This window comes from Paenibacillus sp. N22P23 (genome assembly GCF_059383735.1).
The window spans coordinates 235,085-251,356 of sequence record NZ_JBXENT010000001.1 but is presented as its reverse complement, the minus strand read 5'-3'; the positions used below and the strand labels follow the sequence as shown (position 1 = coordinate 251,356).

Below are 16,272 nucleotides of genomic sequence, written 5' to 3'. Positions count from 1 at the left end.
CGTTGCTTTGAGGGTTTCATCGTATTAGGGCAGAAATCCTTGTTGGCCAAAATAAACCTTCCCCTGCGGCATCAATCCGCTAAGCTGTTTCAGGAAGAGATCCGCTGTCTGCGGCGTATATAACGCTTCATGGCCCAGCTCCTGATAGCGATCAGCCATCTTTAACTGCGCTGTTCGTTTGCCTCCGCTGCCATCGCCTCGGAAGAAATCATCGACTACGACTCGATCCACGTTAGCTGCAAGGATTTCCGCAAATTGGTCGCTGCATGGAAGCAGCGGCGATACGGCTGCCTGAACAGGAACACCTGCCGCGCGCAGTTCACGAATCGCCCGTAACCTCGCAGCCAGTGGCGGAGCGTCTGGAGTCAGCTTCTTCCGAATCGTCTCAAGATCCGTCTCGAGCGTCACGCTTATTCTCACTCGATCGCCAAGGCTTCTAAACAATTCCAAATCTCTCAGCACCAGTGGACTTCGCGTTTGAACGAGCAGAAACTGCGGAGGCTCCAGAGCCATAATTTCAAGCAGCTGCCTCGTTACACCTTCCTTATGTTCAGCCGGCTGGTAAGGGTCTGTGGCTGACGACATAAATACGGTAACATCACCTTTGGCAAGCGCCTTGCGCCATTCCTTGCGAAAAGCTTCAGGCTCAAACCGTTTAGGCTCCAACCACTCTCCCCATGGCTCACTGCGAAACATCGCAAGGGGCATCCGCCTAACATAACAATAGGAGCAGCCAAACGAACAACCCACATACGGATTGAGCGTGTACGCATATCCCGTTAAATAACCTGAGGCCGGATTGAGGAAGCGAACAGCCGCCTTCTTCTTTGCAGGTTCAGATGCAGTCAAATCACTGCTCCCCCTTTAGTTAACCGCTTCCTGCAGCTCAGCGAGCATTGGGATGCGCCACTCGATTTCATTTACGCCGAGTTCGCGTAAATAGTGATTCACGCGCGAGAACGGACGGCTTCCGAAGAAGCCGCGACGCGCTGCAAACGGGCTGGGATGTGCGGAGGAAATCAAATAATGACGTTCCTGATTAATCGCTGCGGCTTTCTCCTGAGCGTGCTTCCCCCATAGAACAAATACCACAGGCTGATCCCGCTCGTTTAACGCCGCGATCACCGCATCCGTGAATTGCTCCCAGCCCATTCCTTGATGGGAGGCCGGTGATCCCGCTTTAACCGTAAGCACATTATTAAGCAATAACACGCCTTGTTTCGCCCATGCTTCCAGAAACCCGTGGTCCGGAATAGGCAAGCCAAGGTCGGTCTGCATCTCTTTATAAATATTTTTCAAGGATGGCGGCGTCTTCACACCAGGCAGCACGGAGAAGCTAAGCCCATGCGCCTGCCCAGGTCCATGATAAGGATCCTGCCCAATAATGACTACACGCGTATCCTGAAACGAGGTATAGTGGAGTGCATTAAATATCGCAGCTTGATCGGGGTAAACCAGTTCAGTCACGTACTGCTGAGCTAATTGTATATTCAAGTCTTGAAAATAAGGCTTCTCCAGTTCTCCGCTCAACACTTCTGCCCAATCATTTTTAAGTATAAGTGTCATATAGTCCCCCATAGGTTGTGAACTAAAAAACTCCTCTGCCGTCATTCTGAGTTCAGTCAGAAGTGAAGCAAAGGAGGTTGTCTGTTGTGAAACGAATACATTTATTTTAACATACTGCCTGGTCGATTACAAAAAGTCCGCGCCGCATCGGGATAGAAAAAGGAGCCTTTGCAGGCTCCTTCTCGACGGTGATCGATCGTTGAATTCTTCCATTCTCACACTAAACTTCTTTGAAAAACTTGGGCACCGCTTATCACCATCCGGTTTAACGGATCGTTATCAGCGCGTGTGTTCAGATCTGCTCTGCGACACAACCCCTCGCTTCCATATCGTGAAGTGATTAAATAAATTCCTCCAGTAGTCGCCCTAGCACCAAAAGGTCCAATGGAACCACACCTCTCTTCTCACCGTCAATAAATATGATGCACCGAATGGAATCGAATTATTCACGCGCATGCAGTCAAATTAAAAATGTTGGACTGCCGCTCGATTCACCAGTTCAACCTCATGATAAAATTGTTTGTTCTTGTGGGATTGAAAGTAGAACCTGTGATCCGTGAAATCCACGTAAAAGACCGGAACTTTCGTCTGTCTCGAGCGCTCCACACCTTGTTTTGTTGTCGCGATGTAATGACCGGTTCCAATAAAATCATAGCCGTAACTGCTGGTTTCATGATGAGGCAAATAAAACACAATGCCCTTCTTGGGAACAAAATAGATCGATTCTTTCGTCACCGATAAGAACCCATAGCCGGCATCACCCCATGCTTCAACCGACAGGATCGGCGTTTCCTTGTATACGGTTCTAATTAACAGTTCACACTTCAGTTTTTTACGGTTCTCAATGACTTTATAGAGAATTGGCAGTACGACACACCACAAGGGAGTTAGCTTGATGTATAGTTGGTTCCCCCAGAAAAGCCATGTAACTAGTCCTACGATGAAGACAAGTAAAAATATAGAAAGCTTCTTGTAACTCCTGCCAGCATATCTACTTCTCACTGTTCATGACTCCTTTATTGTTTTTATACCATTTGCGAAGATATCGATTAAATAATAACTAGATTCCAGCTCTCCGTCTGTTGACTTTAAGTCACATTGACTATATTCTCATTATGTATATATGGGAAATAATAGGGGGTTCGCGCGTAACAATGGATATACGTCTGGAGTTTGGACAACGAGTGAAAGAACTCCGAGCCAGAAGCGGGATGTCGCAAGAGCTGTTAGCCTATCGAACCGGACTAGACCGGACGTACATAAGCGGAGTTGAACGTGGAGAACGAAATATTAGTCTTGTCAATATTCAGAAGATTACCGCCGCACTTCAAGTAACCATGTCATATATGTTCTCTGAAGAGCGATTCCCCTTAACGCCTACCTACCTTTCCAAAGACTTTAAAGTGCCGTTCAAAGAGCGATTTCACTATCACCTGGATCATGAGAAGAAAGTACTGGCCTTCTCGGTTACAGGGTTATTTTCAGGCAAGCAGGATGTGGATTATTTATCTTCTGTCATCTTGGGAATCTGTTCCGCTTATGGGCAGAATGAGTTGAATATATTGGTCGATCATCGCGAGATGAAAGCTTCCGATGGCGAAGCCGTTGTCTACTCTCCTGAAATTGTGGAACTGGCAACCGTTTTCCAACAGCAGTTAACCAAATACAGCAATCGAGTCATTGCCCTCTGTAACTCCGAATTTATGGTGCAACAACTCAATCATGTGGCCAAGACAAGCGGTATCTTCGATAAAGCTACGCATCTCTATGAGAAAGATAAAGATATGATCGCAAAAGCCTTCTCGCTGCTTGACATCCACAGTAATGAACTTATCAAATGGGCATAATAAAAAACCTCCTTCGCCACTACCTGATTGACTCAGGTACCGCAAAGGAGGTTTATTGCATTCACCTCATGCTGATGCTCATCTATCGTTCATTTTCAACCATTGTGCAGCTTCTTCAAGGATGAGTTTGTCTCGGACTAACATAAATCGCGTTGAATAGTCGCTGACGGGGCTATTCATATACATGATCGCCTGATTCAAGTGAACCCACTTCACTTGCATGCCGAGCTTGATTTCATTCTCGGTTAGCGAAGCAACGCCTGGAAGGTCTACCACTTTCGCTATGTAGCCATACGATCGCTGGAAAAACTGATTTCTATTCTTATGCTCATCCACGTACCCCAGCTCATGCATAATGACAGCCGCACAACCCGTTTCTTCTCTAATTTCACGCAAAAACGCTTCCTCGACAGCCTCCCCCTCTTCTACGCCACCACCAGGCAGCTTATACAGGTTCAGCTTCGTCATATACATCATCGCGACTTGCAAGTGGTCATTCACAAGCACACCTCTGGAAGCATGCCTAGACACTAGCTGCATGTGTACAGGGTCTCCACCGTCAAAGTCACTGTCTGTGATTGTTCTAAGCAGGTTCATTGGGTTCACCTCGTTACATAGTAGGAACAATTAAAGAAATCCTTAACCAATTGAATTATATTCTATATAAAATACGGTTTACAATAAAAAAAACCTTCCCCAAGCTTGTTTAGAACAAGTGTTGGAAAAGGTTCTCTTCAGAATCTTTGGCTCATTAGAGCCTATGTATTGCTTTCAAGGATTCGTAAATCCTTATTGTACTTAAGGATGCCGAGGACGGGAATCGAACCCGTACGGTGGTCACCCACCGCAGGATTTTAAGTCCTGTGCGTCTGCCAGTTCTGTTAAGCCGGCTGTAACATCAACGTTTAATCGCTTTTCAATCCGCGCAATATTCTGTCCAGTTCGCAGGATTCATTCAATCATTGGCACGTCGATGACTTAACGTAATCAACCACCTTTATCCAATCCTGCGCACCACATAACCAATGAAAATTATAACTTCGTCGATCATACATTGTCAATTTTGTTTCTTGGTCACCAAAGTTCTGGTGGTTCATTTCATCTTATCTATCAACATTGTAAGCATGGAACAAGAATTGACAAAGACTTTGATCAGAAACTGATACTGCTTAGCTGCAAAGGTTGAATTCCTTTTTAAGATGTTGATCAAGAAACCTTCACTTGCTCACCCCCCGGGAGGTCAAGATCGAAATGCCCCCCTTTCCCCACCACCGCACGTTCATAGTAAGGCTAAAAATTCTCCCTAAATAAAATATTTCGATTCTCGCCCGGGCATGGAAACCCCAATCCAGTGACAGATCAGGGGGCTTCAGCAGGTGTTCAGTTGCGGATCAGGTTGTTATTTGACGTACCATGCATATGTGTCAGGGAATGGGTAAGGTCTTTTGAAATTCCAGTTGTACATGAGGATCATTTCATCGATCACGCGAAATAGACGTTCCTCGGTAATCCCCAGAATGTAGTCGGATTGCTTTGATTCATTTTTCCAAACATGGATGCCAAACTGCGGATTAGCTGTCAAACTCATGGAGATTTCGATGTCATCTTTGTCCGTCAGCTTCAACCAAATACAATCGGTGTCGGCACTCTTGACCTCATACCTCTTGGATAGTGTGGGCAGGATACTTTTCATGATCTTCTTGTTGCGGGTGTAAATCTTGTTTAATGTTAGGTTCATTAGATTTTCCCTCCTTGGATAACTGATAGTTGTGGTTGGTATTCGATTTTATATTGTTCGATGGCGATGCCACGGAATGAGATCAGGAAGTCATCGGATTCGACATGCCGTTTCTGTTCATCGTCCCAAATTGAAGCCCTGCCTATCGAGATCAGACACATGTTATTTTCCAAGTCCGACAGATGCATCCAAGGATAGTCACCCATAGGCACGTATGGTAGATATGGCACTAACTGAGAGTAAAGAATCTCGTTTTCTCCTTGATCGATGCAGCATTGAATGATAGCTTCGTAAGTCTGCAAAGTACCATCAGTTAGACCCTCGTTAATATTTGTCACGATGTTCTGTACAGCTTCCTCGGTTAGCCAGTTGATTAACGTTGTGTTCTTCATAGCAATTCCTCCAATGAGTTTAATTTTGTTTTTAATCACAGTATGGGGTAACCAGTCAGTAACCGCAGGGTAACCTGTCGGGTAACTTCCCTTTCCCTTGGTACGCAAGGGGTAACCTTGGTAACCTCATTTGGCGAAATCCGTGTTCCCTAGTTAGCAAAGGAGTGTTGGAGAACTAAATAACTATACAAAAAACTTCTTTAAAATATAGGTTACCTAGGTTACCCCTTACTCTCCCAAGGGTTTGGGACGTCTACCAAAAAAGTTACCTACAAGTTACCTACAAGTTACCTATAAGTTACCCTGCTTGCTTCAGCTTGTATTTCTTAGCTACCTTACCGTTAACCTTGACTGACCCGACCTCTAGTCCAAGCACTTTCTCAAGCGTTTCCTTGAGCATTTTCTTGCTGTGTACCGTCAGTCCATTTTCGTTCGCCCAAATCTCGTACATGTCATAGACCTCTGGTGGACGTAGACCAACGAAAAAGTCAGTTGTATGTCCCTCGATGAACTCAATGACATTGTTGTTGTCAGCGTGGTATTCCTTGTTATGATCTGCGACAACATCGGGAATAGCGATCTCTGCCATGGCGTAAACCTCTTGGTATGCTTCTACGATCAGCTTGACCCAGTATTCCTTGGCTTCCTTTGTTGTCAACTTGGAAATGAAGCGTGGGTCTTTCTTGGTCGGCTTTGCGAACATTGGCAGCCATACGACACGGCGTTTATAAGACTCACCCTTCTCAAACGTCTTGAGTGCATGATTGGAAGTGAAGATCATTGAAGCGGTTAATACTGTATCTTTGGACTGTTTGAACAACTGGCGAGTAGCCACGAAATCACAAGTAGCAATGTTCTTGAGACGTTTCATTTGTTCGTGGTCAATTGGCTTATCCTGAATGTCATCACCAAGGTTGAACAGCTTCCCTTGTAATCCCACAAAGTAACGTTCGTCTGCAATCTCTTCTATTGAGTTGGAGGCACAGTTCTCATCACCGAACAGCATACGAATGATTGTCAGGAGTGTACCCTTCCCATTACCACCGTCCCCGATCAGGACAAAAAACTTGGCGATCTGTCGCTTCATCTCTGGATCTGTGATCAACCCATGTGCCATCATTTGAAGAATCAGCTTGACGTAACCTTGGTCGCCCTGTGACAGATGGTTTAAGTAGTCGTCAACGTCGGGTACAGGTTCTGCTTCTTCGTTGTACTCAACTTCCACGTAATAAGGCGTAAACTCTCTTGAATCCACTTCAATGAACTCACCATTACGGAGGATACCGTTCCTGAACTTGATGTCCCAACCTTCTACCGGTTGTTTCACGTTGCGGGTACGCTTGCTCAACTGGCGAATAACTTCCTCAACGTAGAACGTTTTCTTATCAGGCAGCTCTTCGTAAATCTCCTGTTCAAACTCCTCGGACACATAGCGTCTACCATTGTATGAATACAATCGATCATTGTACTTGATGACCTTCAATTTACGTTTCAAACCATCTGCAACCTGTGGTTCTTGGTTCTCACCCGCCTCGAACTTCTCGTCACGAATGATTGTAAGGAACTCATCCTCTTCCAATGGTTGGGCAAAGACATGCTCGTTAATGAACCGTAGAATCTTCTTGTGATCAGCAAGGGCCATCACCTTGAATTTCTGATTATAAAGCTTGTTATTGCGTCCATCGCCACTGTCCAAGCCATTCAAATCCTCCAATCCCTTGATGTTAGCCTTGAAGAAGTCTGGTAAATCTTCACGAACCCCCGCATTGTCAATGGTTCTCATCACACCGTCACGCTTAATGGTCACACCGTTGGGACGCTGCTTGGCCGTGAACGACTCCACGGGGAACCCAAGAGGGCAAATGAATTCTGCCTTGTTCTTGTAACCCTTGGGCAATTTAAAATAACAATGAATTCCGCGACTCGTATGCACGATCTGGGTCTTGATGTTGAAAGTGGCGATCAGCTTATCAATGGTTTTCTTCGGTATGTTGTCAATGTCGATCACGATCTCATCATTCTTGAGCAGGTATCCGCAATCCTTGAACGACTCGTGGTACTCTGATTGGTCAGCGGTGGGTAGAGCGTGTTTTGCTCCTGCTACGAATTCAACGAACATTTCTTTCTCAACCCCTTTTTGTTTTTGAATTTACATACCTTGCAAATGCCTTAAACATACTTGTCCAGCTTGGACATCCCAACACTTCTTGCTCCTCTCAATCTAAAATTTGTTCTGCATTGGATTAATCACAGGTCACAAACAAAACTCACAATTGCCCTCTAATTAATTTTCGTGACTCGATTTGGATTTCCACAAAATTGACTAGACGCACTACACAACACTTTCACAAGGTTAATCACAAAAAGCAGATCATTTTCACAAAAAGTCGCGGAAGGTAATTTTCCCTGCACACACGTCCTCTCATAGTGGCTTACTTATGGCTTACATTCGTTATGTCGTAACTAAATTTGGATTTTCACAAATGGGTACGAAAAAAAGCCCTGATCCTCATTGGACAGGGACTGCGTCAAGTATTTCAAAAGCATTTTATGTCCCGGTACAATAACTGAACTACTATATGCCAGATCTGATTAATTACGAGTCAATGTTGGTAACATACAGAAGCCTATACCGACCCTACAGTTGATTCGATTGTTTCTGAAATATGTCATTTTTGTTTTTGCTCTTTTAAACTAATGAGCAGAATAGTTGAAGAAGTAAGCATCGCAATATAAACTAAATATGGAAGTATTGCTAGAATAGAAACATATATCTGGTCAATAATAAAGAGTCGAGGAATCATTTTCTGGAAGTAATGAAAGGAATTTAATATGAGTGAATCAATGCAGCGGATTAATAAATTTAGAGATGAGCGCAACTGGCGGCAATTTCATAATGAAAAAGATCTGGCCATTTCCATCTCTTTAGAAGCAAATGAATTATTGGAATTATTTCAATGGAAAACACCAGATGAATCTAAGAAAAATCCTGAACGACTTAAAGAAGAACTGGCAGATGTGCTGATTTACTCTTATATGATGGCCGATAATCTAGGATTTGATATAGATGAAATCATCGCTGAGAAATTGATAAAAAATGCCCGAAAATATCCAGTTCCCAAAAGCTTTGATCAAAAAGAGAAATATAATGAATTGGATGAGGTGGATTAAGAAATGGCTAAGTACAACTGTATAACATTGAATGTGAAAGATGGAGAATTGGAAGGTTTCGATAAACTTCGCCAGCCTGAGCAAAATATTCTTAGGAATGGCAATGTCGTTTATATCTATAAAGGTACGAAGTCGAAAAAGATTTACATTGGACAAACGAAACACTTTAATGAGAGAAATAAGCAGCACTACAATGGTCAAGAGGAAAAATTTAATATAGCAGATTTCAACCAAGTAATTATTCTTATTTCATCCTATTTCAACGGTTCTGCCTTAGATGATGTCGAAAGCCAGCTGATAACATACTTTATGGCCGACAATCCAAAATCTAAAAAGCAACTGGTTCAGTTTGATAATGATGAGATTATTAATCGAACCAATGGCAATAGCGTCAATGACTACCGAGACCGAGAAAAGGTCGCTACAGAAGTCATTTTGCCTTTTTGGGAAAAAGAACTATATCCTAATGGATGGGTAAGCACACCGATTTTAGAGGAGTTACGTAATGGAGCACTGGTCAAATATAGCCCAATCAAAGAATTAACAATCCAGCAGATGGACTTTCTTAAGGAGATTGAATCGAATCCTGATAAAAGCTTTGTGATTAATGGCGACGCAGGGACTGGCAAAACTGTATTACTGACTCATTTGGTCGCTAAGTTATTGAAAGAGAAACCGAATCAGCGAATTGCAGTCGTTTTGCAGCCTAATTGGATTCAAACGGCAAAGGATATCTTTAGAGTATATGGGATGAACAACAGTAACCTGACACTTGCTACCTCGACACAGCTGATTAATAACAATGAAAATTATGAAGTTGTAATTGTTGACGAATCTCATAAACTTTCCAGAAAATTTTCCAAACAAATGGACTCTTTTAACAAAGTGTATAAGGGGAGATTTGCCCAGGATGAGAACCACTTAAAGGCTATAAAAAAAATAGGCCGTCAAATCGTGTTAATGTATGACGTATTGCAAGCTATTCGCCCTGCCAATATGACACGTACGCAATTCAATGAAGCAACCAAAGACTTTGAGAAGAGATACTTAACAACGCAATTTAGAATCCAACCTCCAGCAGGAAAGAACTATTCATCAGAAGACTTTGTAAATGGAATAAAATATCTTTTGTATAAGGATACAGGTCTATTAGAACAAACGAATTTTAACTCGAAATTTGACAGGGCTGTGTTCCAAGATAGTGATGCTGATGCTTATTTTGGATATTTTGAAACAGAACCTTTAAAGAATTTGATTGATTGGGTAGAAGAAGACAGAAATTTCAATCCTGAACATATAAACCGCGTGCTAGGTGGATTAGTTGAACCTTGGAAGCAGGCTGATGGCAAAGATCCGTTAATCACTCATTGGCATGAAGGAAATATCAAACGAAGATGGAATTCCACTCAAGAAAATTGGATTTATTCAGAAGATGCCGATGCTGAGGAACAGATTGGCTCCGTCTTTGCAGTTCAAGGAATTGATTTGAATAAAGTGGGCGTTTTAGTCGGAAATGATCTTCAAGTCGACGCACAGGGCAGGTTATTCGGCAATCCAGAGAACTTTCATAATGTTAATGGCAAGTTCTCTAAAGATGATGAAAGCCCGGAAAATGCACATGAATTTACCTTATTTGTGTTGAATATTTACTATATTCTGATGACAAGAGGAATTGACGGGATTCGGCTGGGATTCTGGAAAAATGATGAATTTAAAAAGTATATGAAGGAAATATTGGAGATTAAATAAGAGATGATTGCTGAATAAGTAAACGTACCATATCTGATAATGTATTCGCGATTGCAACTGAGCTCCTATTATGTATAATTCATGAAGACCATCGATTAAGCTAACGGGCACGATATTTCAATTAATCCGTCCTTTTGTGGGCGGTTTTCTTTTTGTCAAAAATCAACATTGTCTGATCGCTGAGGAGCAAGGATCCCAATAACGGTGGTTTCCGGGAAACATCTCACTGCTGTCTATGAATCGCTGCAAACCGCTCTTTTCGATTCCCGATATCCGTCCCTAAATCACATTCCCTTAAGTTGACTGGTTTAACGTTTTAGGGAATAATAGAGTGTAGACATATCTGGAGGGGAATCAATATGGCAAAGATCGGATATGCTCGTGTATCGACGAAAGACCAGAACCTCGATCTTCAGCTCGACGCGTTGAAAGCGTTCGGCTGTGAGCGCATTTTTCGTGAAAAGGCCAGCGGTAGGAAAGACGACCGTGAAGAGCTCGCTGCCTGTCTCGATTATCTTCGTCCAGGTGATGTGCTTGTCGTCTACAAACTGGATCGGCTAGGACGCTCCACAGCAAAGCTCGTAAATCTCGTCGATGAGCTGCATAAACGCGAGATCATGTTTGCAAGCGTAGGCGATAGTATAGACACGTCAACAGCAGCAGGGAAAGCGATGCTCACGATCCTCAGCGCGTTCGCCCAGCTAGAGGCAGATCTCATCAGGGAGCGTACTAAAGACGGCCTAAAGAGCGCAAGAGCACGTGGACGTGTCGGAGGACGCCCTGCTCAGGATGTAGATAAGCTCACTCAGGCGCTAAAGCTCCACGCTTCCAAGCAGTACACGATCCAAGAGATCAGGGACATGACTGGAGTCAGCAAGTCCGTTCTATATCGTGCGATTCAAGCTCAGTCCTAGTGGGTGGGCTTTTTCGTTTAGGCTCAGACCACTGGGAGCACCCCCTCCCAGCACCCAAAGATTATCCAATTTACACTTGTACAGCATTAAAATAAAAAAAGCCAGCTTTTCTCAAAACATGAGATCGGCCGGCGAATAAGTTAATTAATTCTTGTCATTATCCTTTATGGTCACCCAAGCAGTTGTTTTCTTTCCTAATGTCGCACCTCCTTGTGGATACTTCAGATACACTTTAAACATCTCATCGTTTTCCTTTATTTTATCATCGATAATAGTAATCTCGATCTCCTTCGACTTCTCCCCATCCTCAAATGTAATTATTCCATTCACACCTACATAATCCACATTTTTTTGCGCGTTAGCATTACAAAAACAGTATGTTGCTTCTACTCTACCATCTGCTCCTCCTGAGCGGACAACCTTTATTTTCACGCTACCTTTTCCTTCGTTTACTGTAATCCCATTATTATGAAATTCAAGACTTCCCGGCTTGTCCGGCTTAATATCGTTATCTTTGATAATAATTGTTGCTTGACTAGATTCAACTTCGAACGGCATTTCTTCTTCATAGGTAACATTATAAGTACCTGGAGCAGAAGGCAAAGTTATTTCAGGATAAGCAAGATTAGGATTCACTGCAACAAGGAATGTTTCTGCCTCATTATTTACATTTACTAAGTTAATAGAGCCATTTACATGTTTATAATTTGAATTTGTTGCAAATAAAGTTTTATTACCAAAGCCATCTTTTAATTGAAGAAAATTATAGACAATTTCACTTGGTGTATAAGATGGTTTTTCAAAATTAAAATCAGCTTTTAAATTCGTATTGAATTTCAAGTTAATATCTTCATTAGCGTTAATATTAAATGTTTCATAATGTAATTGAAATTGATCATTTGTTTTAAACATAGACCATAAAGATTCATACTCCATTTTGCTAATATACACAGAATATGAATTATTATAAAGAGCTGTCATATTAAAGGATTTCCAATCCTTTGGCCGAAGAATTACGCCAAACATTTGTAAATTCGTATCTTCCATATCGATTATAAGATGAGATACTTCTTCTTTTAAGAATGTTAAGTTGTTAGTAGTACCATTATAATCATAGTTTCGTTTATATAATATATAGCTGTTCTCATTATCATGTGCTTTGATCTGAATGTTATAAGTACCCTCGGGAACATTTTGTCCTTGGTTAACCGTCAACGTATCTTCCATACCTTGTGGGTTAAGGGAATTAAATATAATATCCTGAACTACTAAATTATTGCCGGCAAAAGTAATGCTTACATCCACTGGAACTCCAGTATTGGCTTGCAAAACATAAAATTGTAATTGGGGGTTTTGTTGCTCATATGATTGCGTAAATTTATTACCATTGTCAAAAGTTATCTCGATATTTTTAATATAATAATTGCCTTCTGGTGCATTATAAGGAATTGGGATATCAATGAACCACTTTCCTGTTTGTTCCTGTTGCAGGTATCCAGAAACACCACTATATGAATTTCCAGGAGGACCTTCTAACTCAATATCTGTACTAATTGGCTTCACAGTATCTGAAAGGTTAACATAAAGTGTAATTTTCTCTCCGGATATGACAGTAGATTTATTGAGCTCTACATTTGTTACAGGATCTATTCCTGTAGCAGCTACACTTTGCAACGGTAATAATAACACTGAAAAAAGAATAGTTAAAATTAACAATACTCGATATTTCATTTGCTTCCCCCTATGGACTGTTTTCTCTTGAGGATGCTATGCCTCAATTGCGAACGCTTTCGATTTCAACGAACTTAACTCCTTGGCATGAATAAATCGTTTCACCCTGAGTCGTTGTTGCGTAAACTCCAGCACAAGAAAAAATCAGAAGTAAGGTGCTAATTATACAATTGTTTTATTGCTTATATTCAAACCGATATTCCTCCCTGCAATCAGTATACAAAATGTATCATACATTTTATCGTGATACAATATGAAACATATTTATTTCGTTGATCTTCACCTGTTTTAATGGCTTGCTACATGTCAGGCAAAACTTCTGAACGGTATTTAGGCCCTTCATGGCGACTGTAGCGACGGTTCCAAGCAGATTGGGGTTATATGCAGCAATCAACTTAAGCCGCGTATTGTTCGTTATTGACGGAAAAATGGGCTCTGCTAATGAGCGCTGGCAAAAAATCCTAAAATCGACAATTAAGCTAAATACCGAGATAAACAACAAAATGATTAGTTACGTGAATTGCGCAGCTATAAAAGCCCGCAGGAGGCATCACTCTTATAAAGGTGAACCAGGGTACAGCATAAAGCTTGATCGTGATAAGAACCGCATAGCTTGCGAAAATGATGAAGGGGTCTTTGATTCTTTCACCCGATCTGTTCGTATGTTGCGTAGAAGTTGACTGCCACTCATGTTTAGGGGTGTAATCTTGCGTAGAACTACACTATTAGTGGATTTAACTGAGAAAACGACTCCATGGAGGGATGGTTGCTACATTCAGAGGACTCGTAACTATCTGTAAGTGCGATCACTTTACTTACCAAGATATAGATAATTCCGTCTGGTAGTCGCAACGTTGCCGTCCATGTCGACAGACCCTCGACCGTCCCCTGCAACTGCTCTCCGTCGTCGGTTTTAACGGTTACGATCTGCCTGGAGAGCTTGGCCTCTATTAAATGTAATCGGAACGACTCCGCCACCTCTAACACACCCCCTATCTGTATAAAACACATTTCAAGTTACTATAATTTATGAGAAGGTGAATTTTCTTGAATCCTCATTATTTAATCCATTTTATTAATCGTGATAGATAATTGTCATAAAGCTTTTCTTAGATTGCAATTCCGAACTCTTCCCAAACTCATAGTATTTTATTTCAACTTTCCAACTATCATCTATGTTACGTGTTTCAAAGTAGCTTTCGTTCTGTGGTATCAGTGATGATGAAGTAGCCTTCAGTGGCTTTGTATTTTTTTAATTCTCAACAGTTAGAATCTCAATCAATTTCACCATCTCCAGTACGGAAAATGCTTTCTGATTTCGGTACTATGAATTGGGGTATAATTTGTTAACTCAACACTCACACACATATATCTTCGTGTATCATACACAGATTCCCGATGTAGGTGTCCGTGAACATTCCCGTAATACTGAGTTTCAAGCGGAAATTCAGGTTGGTGAGTAAATAATAAATTAGAGAGAGTCAGACTATCCGTAACTCTTGAGAATCCATAGTTTCTATAAGGAATATAGAAATCGTGATTACCTTTAATCAAATACTTATATCCCTTTAACCTGGATATGATTGAGTAATCATTTCTTGTGTGGGAATTATTAAACACATCACCGAGATGTAGAATTGTGTCCCCATCCTCAACATTTCTATTCCAATTTTCAATGATTATTTCATTCATTTCACGAATCGATTTAAATGGTCTCTTACCCCATCGTATTACCCATGGATCATCAAAATGAGTATCAGCTATAACCCAAAAATCTTGCATAATTCTCAAACCCTTCACCTCACAATTCGTTGAAGAAGTCAGGGTTATAACTATCCTAGAAATTTGATAAGTGACTCTCCAATTTTTTTAATTCATCTTTCATTACTTTTGTCATGTGTTTTCTAGAAATCCCTTGAATGAAGCTCCACGTATCATGATCATTAATTGTTTCTGCGGTAATACTTTATAGGTAATCGAGATAAAATGTTCTACCGGTATTGATAACCGAAACCGTTAAACTCCCATTAAACCGCATGTGATAACGACCATCAAGAACTCTGTAGAATTCATAAATCAATATTCCTAATCGTCAAATTCTGCATTCAATGAAATCTCCGTTTTATTATTGTTTCAATAGTATTAAATTCATATTTCAACTTCACAAATTAGAATTGAATGGTCAGATAAATTTTCTAGTCTTTCAGTATGTGAGTGGGTACTATTATGCTTTTTGGACAATTCAGGAGAAAGAAATGCATAGTCCAATCTAAAACCGTTTTTTGCATTACTATACCAAGTAAATTCTTTTGAAGTTGGATTCAGTGTCCTCCAAGAATCAACCCAACCGAGTGCAATTAATTCCTCCATATATTCAGAAAGCCTAAATTTTGTACCCTCAGTGTCCAATGCTAGCCCTGTATTAAAGTCACCGATTATCATACATAGTGAATTCATATTTGATTGAGCAAATCGAATCACGGATTCCCAATACCCTTTTTTGTCACTATTTTCTGTATTGAAATCTGGGATATGTACCCCTAAAATTTGTATATCAAACATAGGTACATAAATCTCCACCCATCTGTGATGTACTTTTGGCAATTGATGTTGGTACCCCGAAACATCAATTGGGTACTTAGATAATATCAATATCCCATTCTGCTTATCTGGTGGATTTGATGAATGAACATTACTCCATCCCGCTGCCAACATTGAAGTCTTAATCTTTCTCCCATTGTCATTCTCTCTGAACTCAGTTATAACATTGATATCAGCGTCATGTTGAATCATAGACTGAATAATATTATCAATCTTCTCGCTATTACCACCATGTCGAATGTTCCAAGTCAGGACTTTTATTGTCTTAGAGGCTGTATAATTTGAACGCGTTCCCCACTGTCGCTGTGAGAATTCTGAGAGATCACCATACTTAATATTCGCTGCAAATAGGTTTATCTTCTCAACATCACTCTCACTCCAAAACCGATAGTTGTTATCAGTTCGGATAGATTCAGGAATTAGGCGATCCTTTCCTTGATCCGACAACTCTTGACTCCACTTGTCCCACAAATTAATAGTTTGAGGACTTCGATTTACAAGTAATGCTACTTCCTGCTTGGAATAGTATCTTTCTCCGTTTATTATCTTCAATGTTTCGAAAC

Annotated in this window: 15 protein-coding genes and 1 tRNA gene; 5 read left to right on the top strand and 11 right to left on the bottom strand. The window is 41.2% G+C overall.

Translation table 11 applies throughout. The features are described from left to right. Nucleotides 1–24 precede the first annotated feature (24 nt). From AC506A_RS01180 to AC506A_RS01170, 3 genes are all read right to left on the bottom strand, one after another. Nucleotides 25–849 carry an SPL family radical SAM protein gene (locus AC506A_RS01180; protein ID WP_495459185.1) on the bottom strand — a complete coding sequence of 275 codons (825 nt, stop codon included), beginning with the start codon at nt 847–849 and terminating at the stop codon, nt 25–27. A 15-nt stretch (nt 850–864) separates the two neighbouring features. Next, complete coding sequence (locus tag AC506A_RS01175) at nt 865–1,566, bottom strand: uracil-DNA glycosylase (RefSeq protein WP_495459184.1); 702 nt, start codon at nt 1,564–1,566, stop codon at nt 865–867. 465 nt (nt 1,567–2,031) lie between these two features. Beyond that, complete coding sequence (locus AC506A_RS01170; RefSeq protein ID WP_495459183.1) at nt 2,032–2,568, bottom strand: hypothetical protein; 537 nt, start codon at nt 2,566–2,568, stop codon at nt 2,032–2,034. Between the two features lie 152 nt (nt 2,569–2,720). Here AC506A_RS01170 and AC506A_RS01165 point away from each other — a divergent pair, with 152 nt between their 5' ends. Next, nucleotides 2,721–3,413, top strand: coding sequence for a helix-turn-helix domain-containing protein (locus tag AC506A_RS01165; protein WP_495459182.1), 693 nt, complete (start codon nt 2,721–2,723; stop codon nt 3,411–3,413). 78 nt (nt 3,414–3,491) lie between these two features. Here AC506A_RS01165 and AC506A_RS01160 read toward each other — a convergent pair whose 3' ends face one another. From AC506A_RS01160 to AC506A_RS01140, 5 genes are all read right to left on the bottom strand, one after another. After that, nucleotides 3,492–4,010, bottom strand: coding sequence for an NUDIX hydrolase (locus AC506A_RS01160; protein WP_495459181.1), 519 nt, complete (start codon nt 4,008–4,010; stop codon nt 3,492–3,494). Nucleotides 4,011–4,218: 208 nt separating this feature from the next. Continuing rightward, nucleotides 4,219–4,304, bottom strand: a tRNA-Leu gene (locus tag AC506A_RS01155). A 508-nt stretch (nt 4,305–4,812) separates the two neighbouring features. Then, nucleotides 4,813–5,151: a hypothetical protein gene (locus AC506A_RS01150; protein ID WP_495459180.1), complete on the bottom strand. Its 339-nt coding sequence runs from the start codon at nt 5,149–5,151 to the stop codon at nt 4,813–4,815. Further along, entirely contained in the window at nt 5,151–5,543 is a 393-nt protein-coding gene (locus tag AC506A_RS01145) for a hypothetical protein (RefSeq protein ID WP_495459179.1), read from the bottom strand. The genes AC506A_RS01150 and AC506A_RS01145 overlap by 1 nt, the downstream gene beginning before the upstream one ends. Before the next feature lie 298 nt (nt 5,544–5,841). Next, nucleotides 5,842–7,662, bottom strand: a complete 1,821-nt coding sequence (locus AC506A_RS01140) for a phage/plasmid primase, P4 family (RefSeq protein WP_495459178.1) — start codon at nt 7,660–7,662, stop codon at nt 5,842–5,844. Between the two features lie 713 nt (nt 7,663–8,375). Between AC506A_RS01140 and AC506A_RS01135 the strand changes: the two genes are divergently transcribed. The 3 genes from AC506A_RS01135 to AC506A_RS01125 all read left to right on the top strand — a co-directional run bounded on the left by AC506A_RS01135 (nt 8,376) and on the right by AC506A_RS01125 (nt 11,377). Then, nucleotides 8,376–8,714: a nucleotide pyrophosphohydrolase gene (locus AC506A_RS01135; protein WP_495459177.1), complete on the top strand. Its 339-nt coding sequence runs from the start codon at nt 8,376–8,378 to the stop codon at nt 8,712–8,714. A gap of 3 nt (nt 8,715–8,717) precedes the next feature. Then, nucleotides 8,718–10,463 carry a DUF2075 domain-containing protein gene (locus AC506A_RS01130; protein WP_495459176.1) on the top strand — a complete coding sequence of 582 codons (1,746 nt, stop codon included), beginning with the start codon at nt 8,718–8,720 and terminating at the stop codon, nt 10,461–10,463. Between the two features lie 359 nt (nt 10,464–10,822). Beyond that, complete coding sequence (locus AC506A_RS01125) at nt 10,823–11,377, top strand: recombinase family protein (RefSeq protein ID WP_495459175.1); 555 nt, start codon at nt 10,823–10,825, stop codon at nt 11,375–11,377. Nucleotides 11,378–11,521: 144 nt separating this feature from the next. Here AC506A_RS01125 and AC506A_RS01120 read toward each other — a convergent pair whose 3' ends face one another. Beyond that, the gene (locus AC506A_RS01120; protein ID WP_495459174.1) at nt 11,522–13,108 is read right to left on the bottom strand and encodes a Calx-beta domain-containing protein; all 1,587 of its coding nucleotides are present in this window, start codon (nt 13,106–13,108) and stop codon (nt 11,522–11,524) included. Nucleotides 13,109–13,449: 341 nt separating this feature from the next. On the opposite strand from AC506A_RS01120, the gene AC506A_RS01115 reads away from it, so the two are divergent. Further along, entirely contained in the window at nt 13,450–13,788 is a 339-nt protein-coding gene (locus AC506A_RS01115; RefSeq protein ID WP_495459173.1) for an excalibur calcium-binding domain-containing protein, read from the top strand. 604 nt (nt 13,789–14,392) lie between these two features. Here AC506A_RS01115 and AC506A_RS01110 read toward each other — a convergent pair. Together AC506A_RS01110 and AC506A_RS01105 are read right to left on the bottom strand one after the other, a co-directional pair. Next, nucleotides 14,393–14,890: a metallophosphoesterase gene (locus tag AC506A_RS01110; protein WP_495460936.1), complete on the bottom strand. Its 498-nt coding sequence runs from the start codon at nt 14,888–14,890 to the stop codon at nt 14,393–14,395. A gap of 366 nt (nt 14,891–15,256) precedes the next feature. Beyond that, a complete protein-coding gene (locus AC506A_RS01105; protein ID WP_495459172.1) occupies nt 15,257–16,261 on the bottom strand; it encodes an endonuclease/exonuclease/phosphatase family protein in 1,005 nt (334 codons plus the stop codon). Nucleotides 16,262–16,272: the final 11 nt, after the last annotated feature.

What these genes read in the sequence shown, in the direction of transcription:
- AC506A_RS01175 (WP_495459184.1), bottom strand. Translation starts at nt 1,566, where the DNA reads ATGACACTTATACTTAAAAATGATTGGGCAGAAGTGTTGAGCGGAGAA.
- AC506A_RS01165 (WP_495459182.1), top strand. Translation starts at nt 2,721, where the DNA reads ATGGATATACGTCTGGAGTTTGGACAACGAGTGAAAGAACTCCGAGCC.
- AC506A_RS01160 (WP_495459181.1), bottom strand. Translation starts at nt 4,010, where the DNA reads ATGAACCTGCTTAGAACAATCACAGACAGTGACTTTGACGGTGGAGAC.
- AC506A_RS01150 (WP_495459180.1), bottom strand. Translation starts at nt 5,151, where the DNA reads ATGAACCTAACATTAAACAAGATTTACACCCGCAACAAGAAGATCATG.
- AC506A_RS01145 (WP_495459179.1), bottom strand. Translation starts at nt 5,543, where the DNA reads ATGAAGAACACAACGTTAATCAACTGGCTAACCGAGGAAGCTGTACAG.
- AC506A_RS01140 (WP_495459178.1), bottom strand. Translation starts at nt 7,662, where the DNA reads ATGTTCGTTGAATTCGTAGCAGGAGCAAAACACGCTCTACCCACCGCT.
- AC506A_RS01135 (WP_495459177.1), top strand. Translation starts at nt 8,376, where the DNA reads ATGAGTGAATCAATGCAGCGGATTAATAAATTTAGAGATGAGCGCAAC.
- AC506A_RS01130 (WP_495459176.1), top strand. Translation starts at nt 8,718, where the DNA reads ATGGCTAAGTACAACTGTATAACATTGAATGTGAAAGATGGAGAATTG.
- AC506A_RS01125 (WP_495459175.1), top strand. Translation starts at nt 10,823, where the DNA reads ATGGCAAAGATCGGATATGCTCGTGTATCGACGAAAGACCAGAACCTC.
- AC506A_RS01120 (WP_495459174.1), bottom strand. Translation starts at nt 13,108, where the DNA reads ATGAAATATCGAGTATTGTTAATTTTAACTATTCTTTTTTCAGTGTTA.
- AC506A_RS01115 (WP_495459173.1), top strand. Translation starts at nt 13,450, where the DNA reads ATGGCGACTGTAGCGACGGTTCCAAGCAGATTGGGGTTATATGCAGCA.
- AC506A_RS01110 (WP_495460936.1), bottom strand. Translation starts at nt 14,890, where the DNA reads ATGCAAGATTTTTGGGTTATAGCTGATACTCATTTTGATGATCCATGG.